The organism is Lysobacter yangpyeongensis, assembly GCF_042655745.1.
Classification (GTDB): Bacteria; Pseudomonadota; Gammaproteobacteria; order Xanthomonadales; family Xanthomonadaceae; genus Agrilutibacter; species Agrilutibacter yangpyeongensis.
In genome coordinates, this window is the sequence record NZ_JBHSNM010000004.1 from 1 (window position 1) to 16,549 (window position 16,549).

The following is a 16,549-nucleotide window of genomic DNA, read 5'->3' on the forward strand; positions in this document are numbered from 1 at the left end:
GGCTGAGCGAGAACACCGGCTGCGAGGTCTCGATGTCGGTGCGCTTGATGCGCGAACCGGTGACCTCGATGCGCTCGAGGGTCGTGGCTTCCTTTTCCTGCGGCGCGGGTGCGGCGTCCTGCGCGAATGCGGGCATCGCCGCAGCGGCCAGCGTCGAGGTCAGTGCGAGCCTGAGGGCGTGCGCGAGCGGATGTTGTTGCGGTTGGTGTGTCATTCCAAACTCCAGATCGGGAACCCGCCGGACGGCCGGGTGAGTCAACTTACAAATCGTTAACACCGCTCCCGTAGCGCATCGGACGTTTTCGGTGTGCGCGAACGTGGATTTCGCGCGCGATGGCCTTGCATCCGCGCACGCAAATGGACCGCTCCTGCACCCGCGCGTCCGCTAGGCTCCCCGCGTTCCCCTCGAGGCGATCCATGCGCCGTCTGCCTGTCGTCCTTCTCTGCTGTCTCGCGCTGCCCGCGTGGGCCGCGTCGCCCGCGTGCGCCGTGCACAGCGGCGTGGCGCGCGTGCCGCTGGTCGAGCTCTACACCGCCGAAGGCTGCAGCTCGTGCCCGCCGGCCGATCGCTGGCTGGGCACGCTCGTGGAAGCGCAGCCGGAGGTGGCGGCGCTCGCCTTCCACGTCGACTACTGGAACGACGAAGGCTGGGTCGATCCGTTCTCCGATGCCGCCTACACGCAGCGGCAGAGCTACCGCGTGCGCCTGGCGAAGAAGAAGACGCTGGTCACGCCGCAGGTGATGCTGGGCGCGCAGACGATGCTCGACTGGCGCACGCCGGCGGGCGTGAACCGCGCCCTGCGCAGCGCGCGCGAAGGCGCGGCGGAGGTCGAGCTGTCGCTGTCCGGCAACGTGACCGGCGATCGCGCGCAACTGCAGCTCTCGGCGCGGCCCGCCACCGGCACCACGCGAACGGCCGCCGCCGAAGCGGCGCCGATGCTGTGGCTGGCGCTGTACCAGGCCGGCGTCGACCGGGAGATCACCGCCGGCGAGAACCGCGGCGTGTCGCTGCACCACACCCATGTCGTGCGCAAGCTCGCCGGGCCGTGGAAACTCGACGCGGCCGGCACGCAGGGCGCGGTGCAGATCCCGCTGCAGGGCCTGGATCCGGCCGGGCTGGGGGTCGTGCTGTTCGCCGAAAGCGCGCAGGATGCACGCACGCTGCAGAGCCTGGTGCTGCCGCTGCGCGACTGCCGCTGAGGCCGGTGCCGGCAGTGGCCCGGCCTTCCGCGCCGGAAGTGGACTGCCAATGGCCTCTTCCGCAGGCTCCAATGGCCGCCGGAGGAAGGAAATGGACCTGGTTCTCGACGACAACGGCCCGCTGTATCTGCAATTGGCCCGTGCCCTGAAGGAGGCGATGGCCGCCGGCCGCCTGGCCAACGGCACCCGCCTGCCCTCGAGCCGCGAGCTCGCCTACGACCTCAACCTGTCGCGCACCACGGTGGTCGCGGCCTACGAGCACCTGCGCGCGGAAGGCTTCATCGCCGGCCGCGTCGGCTCGGGCAGCTATGTCACCTCGCCGTGGACGACGCCGGTGCGGTCGCCGCCGGTGCGGCGCGCGGTCGTCGCGCAGTCCGACTACAGCCGGCGCCTGCGCGAGTTCAGCGACATCGGCAACATTCCCGGACGCCGTCCGCCGGGCATGCGTTACGCGTTCCAGTTCGGCGTGCCGATGGTCAACACCGCGCTCACCGCGCAGTGGGTGCGCGAACTCGCCCGCGCCGCGCCGTACGTGCAACCGAACTACCCGCGCATCCAGGGCCTGCCCGCGCTGCGCGAAGCGGTGGCGCGCCACGTCGGACGCACCCGCGGCGTCGCCTGCAGCGCCGACGACGTGCTCATCGTCGGCGGCACGCAGCAGGCGCTGTCGCTGATCGCGCGCGTGCTGCTCGACGTCGGCGACGAGGTCGCGCTGGAGGAACCGCACTACTTCACCGCGCGCACGATCCTGCAGGTGCACGGCGCGCGCCTGGTCGGCGTGCCGGTCGACGCCGACGGCATGCAGGTGGACCGGCTGCCCGATCCCGCGGTGAAGCTCACCTACGTCACGCCCTCGCACCAGTTCCCCACCGGCGCGGTGCTGTCGCACGAACGGCGCCTGGCATTGCTCGAGTACGCGCGCCTGGGCTCGGGCTGGATCGTCGAGGACGATTACGACGGCGAATTCCGCCACGACCGGCAACCGGTGCGCGCCCTGCAGGAACTCGATCGCGACGGCCGCGTGCTCTACGTCGGCAGTTTTTCCAAGACGCTGTTCCCGTCGCTGCGGCTGGGTTACATCGTCATGCCGCCCGGGCTGAAGGACGACCTGATCGCGGCGAAATGGACCGATGATTTCGGCTCTCCGCCACTCGACCAGGCGGCGCTGGCCAACTTCATCACCTCCGGCGCGTACGACCGCCACCTGCGCCAGGTGACGCGCAAGCTCGCCGAGCGGCGCCAGCTGTTGCGATCGTCGCTGCAAGCGCAGTGCGGCGACCGCCTGGAAATCATGGAATCGCATTCGGGCATGCACCTGGTGGCGTGGATCCGCGACATGCCGGTCGAGGAAGGTGAGGCGCTGATCCGCGCGGCGGCCGAACGCAAGCTCGCGCTGTATTCGATCGCGCCGTGCTACCTGCAGCCGCCGCAACGCACCGGCCTGATCATGGGGTTCAGCGCGATGTCGCCGGGGGAGATCCGCGATGCGGTGGCGTTGTTCGCCAAGTGCCTCGCCTTGTTCCCGCGCCGCAAGGCCGGCGAACGCGGGCGGCCGGCGTTGTATCTGGCGCGGAGTTCGGGTTAGCCAAAGCAAAAGCGCCCCTCATCCGTTGGGCACCTTCTCCCCGCTGCGCGGGGAGAAGGAAACATCATCTCCCGCTATCGCGCCCCACCACTTCCCACCGCCCGCAGATACGCATCGAGATTGCGCGCCGGATCCTCCGCGAAGACCTCGCCGGTCGGCGCATGGGCCACGATGCGGTCCGGGCGGAAGCTGCGGAAGTCGCCACGCAGCCGGCACCACGCGCCCAGCGTCCATACGCCGCCCCAGAAGGCGAGCGCGAGCGGCTCGATCTCGCGCGCGCTGATCGCGCCGTTGCCGTCGCGGTACTCCAGGCGCAGCACCTGCATGCATTCGATCGCCGCGTGCAAGGCGTCGATCAGGCCGCTGCTCTCGATGCGGTTGTCGCGCGGCGGCGCGAAGATGCGCGTGCGGCGACTGCGCTCGCGCAGGGCCTCGGGCAACACCGCTTCGATCTTCAGCAAGGCCGCGGTGGCGCCGCGACCCAGGCGTTCGCCACCGAAGGCGCGCACGAAGCGCGTGCCCACCACCAGCGCCTCGAGTTCGTCCTCGCTGAACATCAGCGGCGGGATGTCGGCGCCCTTGCGCAGCAGGTAGCCGACACCGGCTTCGCCCTCGATCGGCACGCCCGAGCGCTGCAGGTCGGCGACATCACGGTAGACCGTGCGCAGCGAGACCTGCAGCGTCTGCGCGAGTTGCTGCGCGGTGATCGCGGAGCGGCGACCGCGCAGGGCGTGGATCAGCAGGAACAGGCGGTCGGCGCGGCGCATGCGGCATGATGGCCCGTCTCCGCGCCGGCGCAAACCGTCAACGCAATTCCGAGCGCGCGGTCGGCAGCAACCGGCGCAGTTCCGGCGCTTGCGCGAGCGTGGCGCGCGACGCGTCGAGCGCCTGCTGCCACGCCGGATCGGCGCGCAAGGCGGCCAGGTGCGCATCGAGCGCGGCGACATCGTCGAAGCGCGCCAGCCACACCAGCACGCGTTCGCCTTCGCGCACCGGCAGGCGCGGAAAGGTGTTCTCGCTCGCGTCGGTGCAGTAGCGCGCGATCAGCTGCGCGCCGTGCGCACGCAGGCGCGGGGCGAAGTCGCGATCGAACTGCGCGGTGAAGCCCGCTTCCGCCGCCGTGCGCAGCGCGCAGATGCCCAGGCAGAACGCGCCCGCGCGTGCCGTCGCGCCGAGCGCCGGCCGCGGCAATGCCGCACGCGTGCCCGCGTCGCCACCGACCGGCCGCAGCAGCAGCACGTTGTCGCTGTCGATCATGGTGGCGTTGGCGGCTTCGCGATGCTGCTGCCAGACCGGACCGAAGTAGAACGCCTGCAGCGCCTCGCGGCGCGCCGCCATCGACGGAAATGCGCGCAACCAGACGAAGCGGTCGGGCGCATCGAGATCGCGGAACGTGCCGATCACGTGCATGCCCACCGCTTCCTGCGGCTCGATGAACTCGCGTTCGAACAGCTCGACCAGCACGTCGCGCTGTCCCGGGTGCAGCGTGTACTGGCGCAACTCGAGCACGTTGTCTTCGTGCAGCAGGCGATCGGCGGCGTCGAGGCGGCGGAACCACATGTGCCAGTTGGTTTCCCAGCTCGCGCCGTCGTCGGCGGAGAACGCCTGCTGCCAGTGCACACCGTTCGCGCTGAGCGGTTCCCAGAGGAAGCGCACGCGCACCGGCCGGCCTTCGTGCGTGTCGTCGCCATGGAACGTACCGACGCCGTCGGCGAAGCGCCCGCTCACCGGCGGCTCGAGCGCGCCGCTGCGGTTGCTGGCCCAGTGGATGCGCCACTGCTGCGCGGCGATGTCGTACAGGCGCAGCGCCAGGCCTTCGTAGCCGCCGTCCCAGCCGGTGTGGAATTCCTCCAGGTTGCCGACGCCGCCCAGCAGTGGCCGGCATTCGTCGCGGGCGGCGAAGATCTCCCAGTCGTTGCTGCCGACCAGGCGCTGGCGCAGGCGCTCGTTGTGCACCTGCCAGCGGCCGTGGATGAAATCGAAATCGTGGCGGCCGTCGCGTGCGGGTTCGGTCATGGCTCAGCGCCTCCGGGTGATGTGCATGATCCAGTTGGTTTCCCAGCTGGCGCCGTCGTCGAGCGAAGCCGCCTGTTCCCATACGAAGCGATCGGTGCCGATGTCGTACCAGCGCGCACGCGACAGGATGCGCCGCCCTGCGTCGCTGTCCTCGCCGATGAAGGTCCCCACGCCGTCGACGAAACGGCCGTGCGCGGGCAGGCCGAGCTGGCCGTCGCGGGCGCTGGCCCAGCGGTCGCTCCACTGTCGCTGCACCGGGTCGAACAGGCGCAGGGTGAGCCCGTTGACCTCGGCGCTGCGGTACTCGTCGATGTTGCCCAGGCCGCCGAGCAGCGGCCGGCAATCGAGCGTCGCCGGAAATTCCACCCACGCGTTCGCGCCAACGTGCCGCTGTTGCAGGCGCCGGTTGTGCACGTCCCAGACCCCGTGGAAGAAGTCGAAGTCGTGGCGGCCGTCGTCGCCGGCGGCGGCCGGGTCCGTCGCGGCCGCGAACGACGGCGCGGGCAGGATCAGCGCCAGGGCGGCGGCGCCGCCGGCGAGGAAGTCGCGGCGGCTGGTCATCGCGCGACCTCCGCGCGGGACGAGGAAAGCGGACAGGCGCGGGCGCGGAGACGGCGGACAGGCGGCATGACGAGGTTCCTGATGTAGGGACGCCCAGCCTGCCCGGGCCCTGCTGCCAACCTGCTGTCAGCAGGGCCCGCTGCGCGGCTGAACCGGCGGCATCCGCCGCAACCCGCCTTCACCGCCCCGCCACCGCCGGCCACGCACGCTGTCCTTCGCCGGCCCCCGACCCCGTACTGACGGGTGGGCCGCATCTCAGCCGTTGCGACGGCCTGCTTCGAGACTGATCCGCATGAACACGACCTCACACGCCGCCGCTTCCGCCGACGAACTGCTGCAGGCGCTCGCCCGCCTGGACGCCGCCATGGCGCTGGTGGTGCGGCGCGCCGGACGCGGCTGCGGACCGGATTGCGAGCGTCACCTCGACAGCGCCTCGCGCGGCCTGCGCGCCCTGCTCGGCCCCGACACCGGGCAGATGGTCAACGACGTGCTGGACGCTGCGCGCCGCGTGCTGACCGCGGCCGATCCGGCGGCGCCGCTGCTGATGCTGACGATGGCGCGGCAGAGCCTGGCGACGGTCGTGCACCGGCACGCCGCGCGCGCGACCCGCAAGGTCGCCTGATTCCTTCCGCCCGCGGGCTCCGTCTCGGCGGCCGGTCCGCCGCGACGCCACGCGCATCGGCGACAATGGCGCCCCTCGCCGCCACCGCCGTCCGCCATGTCCAGTCCCCCGTCCGTTTCCCTGACCCGTTTCCTGATCGAGGAAGAACGGGCCGGCCACATCAACGCCGACCTGCGCCTGTTGATCGAAGTGGTGGCGCGCGCCTGCAAGACCATCTCGATCGCGGTCGGCAAGGGCGCGCTCGGTGGCGTGCTCGGCGATGCCGGCACGCCCGGCGCGGCCAGCATCAATGTCCAGGGCGAGGCGCAGAAAAAGCTCGACGTGCTCAGCAACGAGATCCTGCTCGAGGCCAATGCCTGGGGCGGGCACCTCGCCGGCCTCGCCTCGGAAGAGATGGACCATTCGCAGCCGATCCCCGACGTCTACCCGCGCGGCAACTACCTGCTGCTGTTCGATCCCCTCGACGGCTCGTCCAACATCGACGTCAACATCTCCGTCGGCACGATCTTCTCGGTGCTGCGCTGCCCCGATGGCGTGACGCATCCCACCGACGAACACTTCCTGCAGCCGGGCACCGCGCAGGTCGCCGCCGGTTACTGCACCTACGGCCCGAGCACGATGCTGGTGCTCACCGTCGGCCACGGCACGCATGCGTTCACGCTCGATCGCGAAGTCGGCTCGTTCGTGCTGACCACGCGCGGCATGCGTATTCCGGAAGAGACGAAGGAATTCGCGGTCAACGTGTCCAATCAGCGCTTCTGGGAAGCGCCGATGCAGCAGTACGTCGGCGACATGCTCGCCGGCAAGGAAGGCCCGCGCGGCAAGGACTTCAACATGCGCTGGGTCGCCTCGATGGTCGCCGACGTGCACCGCATCCTCACCCGCGGCGGCATCTTCAGCTATCCGCTCGACAGCAAGTGCCGCGACAAGGGCGGCAAGCTGCGGCTGATGTACGAAGCCAACCCGATGAGCTTCCTGGTCGAACAGGCCGGCGGCGCGGCCACCACCGGTCGCGTGCGCCTGCTCGACGTGGAGCCGACCGGCCTGCACATGCGCGTGCCGGTGTTCCTGGGTTCGAAGCAGGAAGTCGAAACCGCCACGCGCTACCACCGCGAGCACGATGCCGCGCACGGGCAGGTGGCGGCGGCCTGAGGGGCGCTGGCGAGGCCTGAAGCCGCGCGGCGCGCGACGACAGGCTGATCCCGCGTTGGGGTTGCACACCAATGCGGTGTGGAAGCTGTGCGCGGCGCGCTTGCGTGACGGCCCCGGGTGCGGCCTGCGGCCTTACCCGGGCTACGCGCGAATCTGTTTTACTGCGGCATCGTTCCGTCCGCGGTTCCGGATGACTCCCATCGCCGATTTCATCGAGGTCTACGACGACGCGCTGTCGCGCGAGGCGTGCGCGGCGCTGGTCGCGCGTTTCCTCGCCAGCAACGCCGCAGCGCCGGGCCGCGTGGGCGGCGGCGTGCTGCCGGAGCTGAAGGACAGTCTCGACATCTCGATCAGCGGCCAGCCGGAATGGCGCGATGCCGAAGCGCAGCTCAACCAGGCGGTGTTCCGCGGCCTGCTGGCCTACCTGCGTCGCTACCCGCACACGCTGATCGCGCCGCTGATGCTGGAAGTGCCGGGCGAAGGCGGCGCGCGCCACCGCCTCACCGCCGAGCGCCTGCAGGCGATGGACGATGCGGCGCTCGCGCCGGTGGTGCAGACGGTGCTGCGTCCCGGCGCGATCAATCTGCAGCGCTACGCCGGCGGACGCGGCGGCTACCCGTACTGGCATTGCGAGCTGTATCCGCGCGATCCGCGCAACGAGACCCTGCACCGCCACCTGCTGTGGACGATCTACCTCAACGACGGCTTCGGCGAGGGCGAGACCGAATTCCTCTACCAGCAGCGCCGGATCGCGCCGCGCACCGGTTCGTTGCTGATCGCGCCGGCCGCGTTCACCCACACCCATCGCGGCAATCGGCCGCTGGGCGGCGACAAGTTCATCGCGACGAGCTGGATCCTGTTCCAGCGCGCGGAAGCGTTGTTCGGTCCGCCCGCGTAGGGCGGGTCTCGACCCGCCATCGCCCTGAGTGTGTTGCCGGTGGCAGCAAGCGGCGCATGCCCCTTTCTGCCGGCGCGCGGCGGCGCGGTAAGCGGCGTCGTGGCCGGAGATCTGCGCGGCGCCCTACGCCACGCGCGGATGGTTCAGCACCAGCCAGTACAGCCCGACCTGGCGCACCGCGGCCACGAACTGTTCGAAGTCCACCGGTTTCTGGATGTAGCTGTTCACGCCCAGCGCGTAGCTGGCCTCGACATCGAACGGTTCGGCGCTGGTGGTCAGCACCACCACCGGCAGGTCGCGCGTCACCGGCTCGGCGCGGATCGCCTGCAGCACCTCGCGTCCGTCGAGCTTGGGCAGGTTGAGGTCGAGCAGCACGATCGACGGCAGCTCGTGGCGGTCGCGGCCCGCGTACGCGCCGCGCGCGAACAGGTAGTCGAGCGCCTCCGCGCCATCGCGCACGACGGTCATGCGGTTGGCGACGTTGGCTTCCTCGAAGGCGAGCCGGGTCAGCTCGACGTCGTCGGGATTGTCTTCGACCAGCAGGATGTCCTTGTGCGCCATGCGCGTCCCTCACACGTCCGGCAGGGTCACAGTGAAGCGGGCCCCGTCACCGGGTTGTGAAGTCGCGGTGATGTCGCCGCCATGGCGCCGCGCGATGCAGCGCGCGATCGCCAGTCCGAGGCCGTGACCGGCGCCCTGCGCCGCGTCGTGCAGGCGCTGCAGCGGCTCGAACAGCTTGTCCTGGTAGCGCGGATCGAAGCCGATCCCGGCATCGCGCACGCTCAGGCGCAGGCGGCCGTCGGCGCGCGCGCCGCTGACCTCGATGCGGGTTGCGGCGGCGGCCGCGGAAAACTTCCAGGCGTTGTGCAGCAGGTGCGCCAGCAACTGGCGCAACTGGCGCTCGTCACCGCGCACCGACAGTCCCGGCTGCACCTGCAACGTCGCCACGCGGCCGGGATCGGCGGCCTGCAGGTCGGCCAGGACCCATTCGGCCAGCAGGCTCAGGTCGACCTCGCCGACCTGCAGCGGCGCGTGGGTGGCGCGCGACAGTTCGCCCAGGGCATCGAGCAGTGCGCCCATGCGCGTGGCGGCGTCGCGCACGCGTTGCAGGTGCTCGCGTTCGCGCGGCGTCAGGCGTTCGTGCGCGCTGGCGGCGACGTGGCCGGCGAAGCTGTCGATGCTGCGCAACGGCGCGCGCAGGTCGTGCGCGATCGTGTCGGTCAGCAGCTGCAGCTGCCGGCGCGCGGCGTCGAGTTGCGCCTGGGAGTCGGCTTCGGTCATGGGCGACGGGCGCACGTTCCGGCAGTGTCGGAGCGGCGATTATCGCCCGCGACGTGGCGGCGCCGCGCGATGCCGCTGGCGGATATCGCGAAAAAGGCGTGGGTGGCGCAGCTGCGCCGCCATTCAGAACAGTTCGCCCTGCGGCGATGCCGCGCGCGGGGGCGTGAAGCGGCTCGCATCCAGCGGCGGCAGGCGGCCGAAGCCGAGGCGTGCGTGCGCCTTGGCGAAGCGTTGCTGCAGCAGCTGCGCGAACGGCCCCTCGCCGCGCATGCGCCGGCCGAACGCGCTGTCGTAGTCGCGGCCGCCGCGCATCTGCCGGATCAGGCTCATCACGTGCGCGGCGCGGTCGGGATAGTGCAGCTCCAGCCACTCGCGCCAGACCTGCTTGAGTTCGTGCGGCAGGCGCAGCAGCACGTAGCCGGCGGCGCGCGCGCCGTGTGCGTGCGCGGCTTCGAGGATGTGTTCGAGCTCGCGGTCGTTGATCATCGGGATCATCGGCGCGGCCAGCACGCCCACCGGCACGCCGGCGTCGGCCAGCGCGCGCATCGCGCGCAGCCGTGCGTGCGGTGCGGCGGCGCGGGGCTCCATCCGTGCGGCGAGGCGGTTGTCGAGCGTGGTCACCGAGAAATACACGTTCACCAACCTTTCGCGCGCCATCGCCGCGAGCAGGTCGAGGTCGCGCTCGATCAGCGCGCTCTTGGTGACGAAGCTCAGCGGATGGCGGGTTTCGGCCAGCACTTCCAGGCATTGCCGGGTGATGCGGTAGCGGCGCTCGATCGGCTGGTAGGCGTCGGTGTTGATGCCCAGCGCGATCGGCGTGCAGCGGTAGGACGGGCGCGACAGTTCCGCGCGCAGGCGTTCGGCGGCGTTGGTCTTGGCGAACAGGCGCGTCTCGAAGTCGAGTCCCGGCGACAGGTCGAGGTAGGCGTGCGAGGGGCGCGCGAAGCAGTACACGCAGCCCGCGGTAATACGCACCGGAGAATTGTTCATGAGCCAAATGGCCGCTTTTTCCGCGCTTTTTCTTGAGTTGCGGTATTGCTTGTTCATGAACGACGTCGGAATCCGCCCGCCGTGACTCAACAGGTGCCAGGGATCTCCTCCAGCTGTCCGCAGTCCACGACCGCGAAGGGGCAATTGCGGAGCCGGCCGGCTACAGCCGGGCGTCCGCCATGAGATCAGCCACGCTCGTCAGCAAGCCCTGAGCTACACGGTAAACGGTGTGCAGGGTGACATTTCGCTCGCCCCGCTCGATCGCAGAGTAGTAGGCGCGATGCATGCGAATTCGGTCGGCGAAGGAATCCTGGCTGAAGCCTAGGGCAATACGTCGGGCCCGAATGGCCGTCCCAAGTTTCATTTGCAGGGTAGCCGGTTCCATTGGGCCACCCTAAGAAACAGCTACTTTTACAGCTACTCCTTTATATGTAGTCTACATATATGTATCAGCGCCAGACACGTGAATGACGCGCAGCGAACTCCGGAACATGGTGCCAATTCGCCGGCTAGGGGATCGTGCTGTCGAGGTCGTAGCCTTCGGCGACATTCCCGACCCATGGAGAGTGCAGTTCTTCATTGCAATGGCTGGGCGAAAGTTGGCTGAAAAGGACGCCGTGCTCGGCCCATGCGCGCATGCAGACGACTGGCTCCGGTGGGTTAGTGGCCGGCCGCCTAATGAGCCTACTGGTCTTGATGACTAAACGAAGCGCATTGGCACGCCTTTAGGTAAAGAGATATGACCGTGATCGTTGGCTCGGACTCGGATGGATGGAATCGAAAGGGGTATGTCGCCGTGCTCGCTGGCCCAATTGTCGAACGCCGCCCTACGCTCGCTGAATTGGTCGCGGCCTTGAAGCAGGCTGGCGTGCGCTCCTCAGAGGTGCAGCTGGCAGAAGAAACCGGTCACACGCATGCGATGAGCGAAGTCGAACGGATCGAATTCTGGGCCCATTGGAACCAAGAATCGTAGTTCGGATACGCATTGCACCCCCAACTTCAGCCGTTTAGTTCTGGAGAATGGAGACAGACTCAAATTCGGCAGACCGCCAATCGTTACGACTTCGCGGACGCCTATGACTAGGCTGTTTCTCGATTGTGAGTGGGCTGACGAGATCGGCCGCGAGCTGGTGAGCTTGGCACTCGTAAGCCAAGACGGCGAGATCTTTTATGCCGAGCGGAATCCGCTGCCTAGCGCTCCTTCCAGCTTTGTGTGCGCGGTCGTTTATCCGCTGCTAGACAGGGGTCCCGCAGCATTGCCGGACGCGGTTTTTGCCGACAATCTGCGCAATTTTCTGAGTAGCTTTTGCGAGCCGTTGGTTTTGGCTGACGACGCCCTTGACTTCAAGATGCTTACTCACGCCTTGAGCGGATTTGGGCGAATGCGCCTGTCGCCAACACCGCCCTATAGGCAGATGCTAGTGACCTTCGGTGACGTGCTGACGCGCATCGAGGACTATTTCGAGACTCGTCCCGAGGCCAGAATGAAGCGCCACCACGCGCGCGTCGACGCCGAAGCGCTGCGCTGGGCTTTCGAGCAAGCTATGCGCCGAGGATCAAGAGGCTTTTCCGGAGGCATGACGTTCATTTGACGCGTATCGTCAGGCACTGGGGATGGGGCTCCGCACAAAAGCCCCTCGTTCGGGGAGCGCCAGCGCGTTGGACACAGCCGGCAGTGTCCGCCACAGTGGAACCGCCCTGCTCTCACCGCGACCGCAATGCGTTCCGAACCCGATAGTCCAGAGCACCATCAACAGCGCTCAGAGTTCATCAGGAACCTTGTCCAAAAGCCAAGGGCACCGCAGAACACTGACAGCGAAGCGCCAAGCATTCCTACCACTATCGTGCAGTTCTGGCACGACCCGGCGCAGCTCCCTGAAGATGTTCGGGAGTGCATTTTCTCTTGGTCTAGGTGGGAAACCTGCGGCTTTTCCCACCACGTATTCGACACGGCCGCTGCCGGAGAATTTATCAGCCGCTCATTAGACCTAGACCACGCGCGAGCGTTCGCTCGCTGCTACCACCCCGCGATGCAGGCCGATTATTTCCGGCTGTGCTACCTGTTGGTCGAAGGTGGGCTGTATGTGGACGCGGATGATGTATGCATCGCGACCCATATCGCCGACCTGTTTGTTGGGGACCGACTTAAGGTCCAGCCTCTCTGTTACGACATCGGGTCCGACTCGATGGTAAGCCCAACAGAATTTCTGCAGCCGGGCGCGAATGGCAAAGGCTGGATCTTCTACTTCAATAACAATCCGCTGATTGCGAGTCCCGCGCATCCGATCATTAGGCGCGCACTTGAGCGGGCGACCCAGCTTCTTAACAGCGCTGCGGATGGGGAGTTCCCGGAAATCCAATCAACCGCGGGGCCTGGCAACCTCTCAAGGACAATATTCGAGTTGGGAATGGCGTCCGCGATCGAGGATCAAATGCTGGTATTGCGCGACTGGAACTCGATCGCCATCTCGCGATGGCCGCTGAGTTATCGCCACGACGCGAGGAACTGGCGCCTGTCAAACGGGAAGCGTTTCCATGCTGCAGTTCAGGATGTGCAATGAATTTATTCGAACCGTTAGGGGTCGCGCGGCGACTGCTGCATTCGCTTTTTTTACGCGCACGGTCACTTCTACCGGTACAGCAATCGATGGCGTTTGGCCACGCGGTCGTAGGCGGGCGCGACCACATCGCTGACATTCACGTGATCAATCTGGACCGGCAACCTGAGCGCTTGTCGGCGGTGCGTCGTGAGTTGGATCGGATCGTCGATGCCGCGAGCCAACCGCTGTCCTTGCGGCTTATTCGGCATCCAGCCTGTGACGCCCGGGCCTTCCCCCTGGGAACACTGGAAAGCCCGGACATCGCCCCCTACTACACGCTCGCTGATCAATTGTTCGTCGAACCGCAGCCTCATGCGCTTCCGGCAAATTTTGACTTGGGCCGTCCAATCCGGATGAGCGACGCAGAGGTGGCTGTCGCCCAGTCGCATATCGACGTTTGGAGAAAAATCGCTACCTCCGCCGCTCCGTATGCATTAGTTCTTGAAGACGACGTCTGGTTCGAACGGGGGTTTGGGCGGCTCGTCGACACGGCTTGGCGCGAAATGAGTGCGGCCGATCAAGCCGAGCCCTTCTTTGACGTGCTGTACCTGTCGTACAAGGAAGTCAGGCATGGCGCCCCAAAAACCTCCGTCTCGCAGAGCGTCTTTCGTCCCGAGCGTGGGCTCTGGTACCTGTCCGGATACGTGCTGTCCCAACGGGGGGCGGAGCGGCTCCTCGCGCTTTTACCGTGCCGCGGGCCGGTTGATCTATGGATAAACCAGAAATTTCACGAGATGGACGTGCGCGCCGTGCGCCGTTCCGTCATCGCCCAGCGGCTGGACCTGCAGTCGACAAACTCCTACTCAATCTTGCCTGCGCTGAGTCAGATTGGCGTGCTCAATGACGGGACACCCGGCAAGTTTCGTCAGCGCCCCACTGAAACCCCCGTATTCGCGTTCGGAGCGTCGGACTCCCGCCTGTCGTCGCTCGCAATGGCATTGTCGATGCTCGGCTATCGCTGCTGCTGTGATCTGGACGCCCTGCCGCACTCGGAGCTGGACCGGCTGCTCGACGGGCGGCACGGGCGCATATTCGACGCCTACGTCAACGTCGCCTCGCTTGCTCAGCACATTACAAAGCTCAGGCAACGTTACCCGAGTGCAAGGTTCATCGTGTGCGGTTCCGGTCCTCTCTCCGCCGAGATCGCAGCACTTCTAACTGGGGTCGGACAAGGCGTGCTGCACTTGGACGAAGACCGCGCCGGGGACTGGCGAGCCCTCTGTGAGCACCTCCGCCTTGCGCCCCCGAGCGCTGGCTATCCGTCCGTGCCCGGCCGCGGAAACCGCACGCTAAGAAGCCCTTCAAGTGGCAGGCCTGCCTTGGCGACTGGGAAGAGCCTCCGACACGATGTTTCACCGTGGGTGGTACCGGCGCGTCGCGGCTGGGAAGGAATCGAAGTGAACCCTGTTGAGCCACCAGCGCCCTCGGTTAGGTGGACGCGTTTCGAGGACGATCTGCTCGCGATCCAACCTTCGCGCTGGATGCTTCGCGAGGACACGTTCCCCGGAAACCTGGCGCTATTTCGGCCTGCGAACGTCAGCGCGGGCCCGCTCGGTGTTGAGCTGCAGGTTGCGCAGGCGTCGCTCGGCGTCCGGAACATGAGCGCGGCGGCGATCTCCAGTCGGGAGCGCTTCCTGTACGGTCGCTTCGAGGCAACCCTGCAAGCCACGGACGTCCCCGGCTTGGTCACCGGCTTCTTCCTCCACCGAGACTCACCTCGTCAGGAAATTGACGTCGAGATCACCGGCGACCGCCCAGACCGGATTCTGGCGAACGTGTTTTACAACCCGGGTTCTGACGGCGCGAGGTTTGACTACGGTTATCGCGGCACACCCGCTAGTATCGATCTCGGCTTCGACGCCTCAAAGGCGTTCCATACGTATGCGATCGAATGGGAGCCCGATGAAATCCGCTGGCTAGTCGACGGCCGGCTCGTCCATCGACGCGTTCTCTGGGACCCGACGCCGATTCCCCACTTGCCGATGACATTGCACGTGAATACGTGGCCAACCCGTTCCCGCGAGCTGGCAGGCCGGCTAGTGGTCCATGCACTCCCAGCAGCGGCGCGCATCCGGAGAATCGCCGTTGACGCGATCAATGCACACGGGCCCTGCGAGCCAAGCTCGAGCGCGCCTCAGTCCGACTATGACCATTCTGTGGTAACGGCCTGAAGTGCATAGTTCCGCGAGCAACGGCGCGACCGTTCGCCCGCCGTGGCAATTGGAGCTCGGCTTAGACGCCCAGGAAGTGTCGAGCCGCCCCGAAGTTCTGGGCATACTCCATGCCTAAGGCAGTGAACTCTGAAACTAGCTCCGGTCGGAGTCGCCCACCCTCATCGGTGTAGTCCTTTACGTTGGAGGAAAGTAGGACGATGCGGCTTGTCAGGCCCGCCGCCCGCAGACGTGACACAGCTTCCAGATAAGTCTCCAAAACAACGCAATCCTTCATTGACTCTTTGCCTTTTCTCGCAGGGGCAAGAGCTTGGTTGACACGCGACAGCGCACGGTTGGCAACATCTGCCGACTGGGGGGCTGTCTCGCAGGCAGCGACCCATCTGTTTGTGACTGACCTTGCTCGCGAAGAATGGTCAGCCAGATGGCCAGTCAAGGCAGCCCCCGTCGCGCCAAACTCAGCCGCGATTGCATCCACGCGCGCAATACGGGCGCTTAGCTTCTCTAACGCAGCTTTCGTTTCCTTTTCGACTGCATCGATATTTGCTGCCAATTCGAATCGCACCTGGTCGCTAATCAGCGTGACGAGGCTGCTGTGCGTAGTCATGCACTCATACAAATGCAGTGCGGCCTGCGACTCGCGAGGCAGCATAGTGTCGCGAGTTGGATCTCGCATGATGTCGAGGACCGAGCAAGTGTCGATGCACAGAATGGGTCGCCCTTGCGAAGTCAGGCGGGCGATCTCGCCACGCGACAATCCCATTCTTAGCGGGTCCGGTCGTATCGGGCCAACAGATGCATAGCGAACTCGTACTGCCCAACCAAGTCGTGGGCGACATCTTCGGGCCAATGCTCTGCTTCAATCAGCCACCGAGCCAGGTAGGCACCAGCATCATGTTCGTCCTGGTAAGCGTCCAAGATGAAGGCAAGCCAACGCTCTTCGTCGTATGGATGGCTTGCGCCAGTTGATTTGTTGGCACATGACGAAAATATCGACAGACTCTGTGCTGTCTTTTGAGACATCCAGTCAGTCGGAGACACTCGGGGTTTCGTGGTCTCAACCTTTAGATCTAAAGTCTTCGCTACGGGTTCGACCACCAGCTTGAAGAAGCTCTCCAACGCTGCGTTGTACTGCGCATAAGTCAACTGCCCATGTTCACGCGGAACAATGTTTGATACACGGAAGCAGCCCTCGCTGCGCCACAAGATCAGCCCAACCGAAGGAAAGCTCTCCCGCGCGGAGCATTCGAAGGCCGCGAACTCATTCGACCCCACGCCAGCCTCTCGCTCGGGCGCGTGCCGCCATGGCGTCTTTGTCTGTCCGATGAGCGCAGCCCGAATATTCTCGAGCCTCTGCTGCCCCGGCCAAATGGTGAGGTCCTGAAAAACTTCGATTGAGGCGAGGTCAGACATTAGATTCACTTGTTAGATGTCACACCCAATCATGCCATGTCGACGAGTTCGATCATGAGG

Annotated in this window: 18 protein-coding genes and 1 pseudogene; 9 read left to right on the forward strand and 10 right to left on the reverse strand. The window is 66.5% G+C overall.

Features of this window, described 5'->3' with window-relative positions; translation table 11 throughout:
• Positions 1 to 214 (reverse strand): hypothetical protein (locus ACFPN1_RS12025; RefSeq protein ID WP_386755265.1); only part of this gene is annotated, 214 nt, incomplete at its 3' end.
• A 203-nt stretch (positions 215 to 417) separates the two neighbouring features.
• On the opposite strand from ACFPN1_RS12025, the gene ACFPN1_RS12030 reads away from it, so the two are divergent.
• On the forward strand, positions 418 to 1,200 hold the full coding sequence (locus tag ACFPN1_RS12030; protein ID WP_386755266.1) for a DUF1223 domain-containing protein: 783 nt from the start codon (positions 418 to 420) through the stop codon (positions 1,198 to 1,200).
• 91 nt (positions 1,201 to 1,291) lie between these two features.
• Positions 1,292 to 2,785, forward strand: coding sequence for a MocR-like pyridoxine biosynthesis transcription factor PdxR (gene pdxR / locus ACFPN1_RS12035; protein WP_386755267.1), 1,494 nt, complete (start codon positions 1,292 to 1,294; stop codon positions 2,783 to 2,785).
• 74 nt (positions 2,786 to 2,859) lie between these two features.
• Here pdxR and ACFPN1_RS12040 read toward each other — a convergent pair whose 3' ends face one another.
• From ACFPN1_RS12040 to ACFPN1_RS12050, 3 genes are read right to left on the reverse strand one after another with little or no spacing between them, the layout of a single operon-like run.
• A complete protein-coding gene (locus ACFPN1_RS12040) occupies positions 2,860 to 3,552 on the reverse strand; it encodes a helix-turn-helix transcriptional regulator (protein WP_386755268.1) in 693 nt (230 codons plus the stop codon).
• Between the two features lie 37 nt (positions 3,553 to 3,589).
• Positions 3,590 to 4,801 carry an NIPSNAP family protein gene (locus ACFPN1_RS12045; RefSeq protein WP_386755269.1) on the reverse strand — a complete coding sequence of 404 codons (1,212 nt, stop codon included), beginning with the start codon at positions 4,799 to 4,801 and terminating at the stop codon, positions 3,590 to 3,592.
• 3 nt (positions 4,802 to 4,804) lie between these two features.
• Positions 4,805 to 5,362 carry a hypothetical protein gene (locus tag ACFPN1_RS12050; RefSeq protein WP_386755270.1) on the reverse strand — a complete coding sequence of 186 codons (558 nt, stop codon included), beginning with the start codon at positions 5,360 to 5,362 and terminating at the stop codon, positions 4,805 to 4,807.
• A gap of 292 nt (positions 5,363 to 5,654) precedes the next feature.
• Between ACFPN1_RS12050 and ACFPN1_RS12055 the strand changes: the two genes are divergently transcribed.
• The 3 genes from ACFPN1_RS12055 (at position 5,655) to ACFPN1_RS12065 (ending at position 8,034) form a co-directional block, all read left to right on the forward strand.
• Positions 5,655 to 5,984 (forward strand): hypothetical protein, encoded by a 330-nt coding sequence (locus ACFPN1_RS12055; protein ID WP_386755271.1) that lies wholly within the window; start codon positions 5,655 to 5,657, stop codon positions 5,982 to 5,984.
• A 96-nt stretch (positions 5,985 to 6,080) separates the two neighbouring features.
• Positions 6,081 to 7,136 (forward strand): class 1 fructose-bisphosphatase, encoded by a 1,056-nt coding sequence (locus ACFPN1_RS12060; RefSeq protein WP_386755272.1) that lies wholly within the window; start codon positions 6,081 to 6,083, stop codon positions 7,134 to 7,136.
• Positions 7,137 to 7,326: 190 nt separating this feature from the next.
• Positions 7,327 to 8,034: a 2OG-Fe(II) oxygenase gene (locus tag ACFPN1_RS12065; protein ID WP_386755273.1), complete on the forward strand. Its 708-nt coding sequence runs from the start codon at positions 7,327 to 7,329 to the stop codon at positions 8,032 to 8,034.
• 123 nt (positions 8,035 to 8,157) lie between these two features.
• Here ACFPN1_RS12065 and ACFPN1_RS12070 read toward each other — a convergent pair whose 3' ends face one another.
• From ACFPN1_RS12070 to ACFPN1_RS12085, 4 genes and pseudogenes are all read right to left on the reverse strand, one after another.
• Positions 8,158 to 8,595 (reverse strand): response regulator, encoded by a 438-nt coding sequence (locus ACFPN1_RS12070; RefSeq protein WP_386755274.1) that lies wholly within the window; start codon positions 8,593 to 8,595, stop codon positions 8,158 to 8,160.
• A 9-nt stretch (positions 8,596 to 8,604) separates the two neighbouring features.
• The gene (locus tag ACFPN1_RS12075) at positions 8,605 to 9,315 is read right to left on the reverse strand and encodes a sensor histidine kinase (protein WP_386755275.1); all 711 of its coding nucleotides are present in this window, start codon (positions 9,313 to 9,315) and stop codon (positions 8,605 to 8,607) included.
• Positions 9,316 to 9,438: 123 nt separating this feature from the next.
• Positions 9,439 to 10,275, reverse strand: a pseudogene (locus ACFPN1_RS12080) (PA0069 family radical SAM protein); the annotation flags it as partial.
• A gap of 190 nt (positions 10,276 to 10,465) precedes the next feature.
• Complete coding sequence (locus ACFPN1_RS12085; RefSeq protein WP_386755276.1) at positions 10,466 to 10,690, reverse strand: helix-turn-helix domain-containing protein; 225 nt, start codon at positions 10,688 to 10,690, stop codon at positions 10,466 to 10,468.
• Between the two features lie 354 nt (positions 10,691 to 11,044).
• On the opposite strand from ACFPN1_RS12085, the gene ACFPN1_RS12090 reads away from it, so the two are divergent.
• From ACFPN1_RS12090 to ACFPN1_RS12105, 4 genes are all read left to right on the forward strand, one after another.
• The gene (locus ACFPN1_RS12090) at positions 11,045 to 11,278 is read left to right on the forward strand and encodes a hypothetical protein (RefSeq protein WP_386755278.1); all 234 of its coding nucleotides are present in this window, start codon (positions 11,045 to 11,047) and stop codon (positions 11,276 to 11,278) included.
• 103 nt (positions 11,279 to 11,381) lie between these two features.
• Positions 11,382 to 11,897 (forward strand): hypothetical protein, encoded by a 516-nt coding sequence (locus ACFPN1_RS12095; protein ID WP_386755279.1) that lies wholly within the window; start codon positions 11,382 to 11,384, stop codon positions 11,895 to 11,897.
• Positions 11,898 to 12,023: 126 nt separating this feature from the next.
• Positions 12,024 to 12,866 carry a glycosyltransferase family 32 protein gene (locus ACFPN1_RS12100; protein ID WP_386755280.1) on the forward strand — a complete coding sequence of 281 codons (843 nt, stop codon included), beginning with the start codon at positions 12,024 to 12,026 and terminating at the stop codon, positions 12,864 to 12,866.
• Entirely contained in the window at positions 12,863 to 15,076 is a 2,214-nt protein-coding gene (locus ACFPN1_RS12105; protein ID WP_386755282.1) for a family 16 glycosylhydrolase, read from the forward strand. The genes ACFPN1_RS12100 and ACFPN1_RS12105 overlap by 4 nt, the downstream gene beginning before the upstream one ends.
• Before the next feature lie 61 nt (positions 15,077 to 15,137).
• Here ACFPN1_RS12105 and ACFPN1_RS12110 read toward each other — a convergent pair whose 3' ends face one another.
• Both ACFPN1_RS12110 and ACFPN1_RS12115 read right to left on the reverse strand, forming a co-directional pair.
• Positions 15,138 to 15,839: a PIN domain-containing protein gene (locus ACFPN1_RS12110; protein WP_386755283.1), complete on the reverse strand. Its 702-nt coding sequence runs from the start codon at positions 15,837 to 15,839 to the stop codon at positions 15,138 to 15,140.
• A 2-nt stretch (positions 15,840 to 15,841) separates the two neighbouring features.
• Positions 15,842 to 16,489, reverse strand: coding sequence for a hypothetical protein (locus ACFPN1_RS12115; protein ID WP_386755284.1), 648 nt, complete (start codon positions 16,487 to 16,489; stop codon positions 15,842 to 15,844).
• Positions 16,490 to 16,549 lie beyond the last annotated feature (60 nt).

What these genes read in the sequence shown, in the direction of transcription:
- ACFPN1_RS12105 (WP_386755282.1), top strand. Translation starts at nt 12,863, where the DNA reads ATGAATTTATTCGAACCGTTAGGGGTCGCGCGGCGACTGCTGCATTCG.
- ACFPN1_RS12075 (WP_386755275.1), bottom strand. Translation starts at nt 9,315, where the DNA reads ATGACCGAAGCCGACTCCCAGGCGCAACTCGACGCCGCGCGCCGGCAG.
- ACFPN1_RS12070 (WP_386755274.1), bottom strand. Translation starts at nt 8,595, where the DNA reads ATGGCGCACAAGGACATCCTGCTGGTCGAAGACAATCCCGACGACGTC.
- ACFPN1_RS12115 (WP_386755284.1), bottom strand. Translation starts at nt 16,489, where the DNA reads ATGTCTGACCTCGCCTCAATCGAAGTTTTTCAGGACCTCACCATTTGG.
- ACFPN1_RS12055 (WP_386755271.1), top strand. Translation starts at nt 5,655, where the DNA reads ATGAACACGACCTCACACGCCGCCGCTTCCGCCGACGAACTGCTGCAG.
- ACFPN1_RS12060 (WP_386755272.1), top strand. Translation starts at nt 6,081, where the DNA reads ATGTCCAGTCCCCCGTCCGTTTCCCTGACCCGTTTCCTGATCGAGGAA.
- ACFPN1_RS12110 (WP_386755283.1), bottom strand. Translation starts at nt 15,839, where the DNA reads ATGGGATTGTCGCGTGGCGAGATCGCCCGCCTGACTTCGCAAGGGCGA.
- ACFPN1_RS12085 (WP_386755276.1), bottom strand. Translation starts at nt 10,690, where the DNA reads ATGGAACCGGCTACCCTGCAAATGAAACTTGGGACGGCCATTCGGGCC.
- ACFPN1_RS12045 (WP_386755269.1), bottom strand. Translation starts at nt 4,801, where the DNA reads ATGACCGAACCCGCACGCGACGGCCGCCACGATTTCGATTTCATCCAC.
- ACFPN1_RS12030 (WP_386755266.1), top strand. Translation starts at nt 418, where the DNA reads ATGCGCCGTCTGCCTGTCGTCCTTCTCTGCTGTCTCGCGCTGCCCGCG.
- ACFPN1_RS12095 (WP_386755279.1), top strand. Translation starts at nt 11,382, where the DNA reads ATGACTAGGCTGTTTCTCGATTGTGAGTGGGCTGACGAGATCGGCCGC.
- ACFPN1_RS12065 (WP_386755273.1), top strand. Translation starts at nt 7,327, where the DNA reads ATGACTCCCATCGCCGATTTCATCGAGGTCTACGACGACGCGCTGTCG.
- ACFPN1_RS12040 (WP_386755268.1), bottom strand. Translation starts at nt 3,552, where the DNA reads ATGCGCCGCGCCGACCGCCTGTTCCTGCTGATCCACGCCCTGCGCGGT.
- ACFPN1_RS12050 (WP_386755270.1), bottom strand. Translation starts at nt 5,362, where the DNA reads ATGACCAGCCGCCGCGACTTCCTCGCCGGCGGCGCCGCCGCCCTGGCG.
- ACFPN1_RS12100 (WP_386755280.1), top strand. Translation starts at nt 12,024, where the DNA reads ATGCGTTCCGAACCCGATAGTCCAGAGCACCATCAACAGCGCTCAGAG.
- pdxR (WP_386755267.1), top strand. Translation starts at nt 1,292, where the DNA reads ATGGACCTGGTTCTCGACGACAACGGCCCGCTGTATCTGCAATTGGCC.
- ACFPN1_RS12090 (WP_386755278.1), top strand. Translation starts at nt 11,045, where the DNA reads ATGACCGTGATCGTTGGCTCGGACTCGGATGGATGGAATCGAAAGGGG.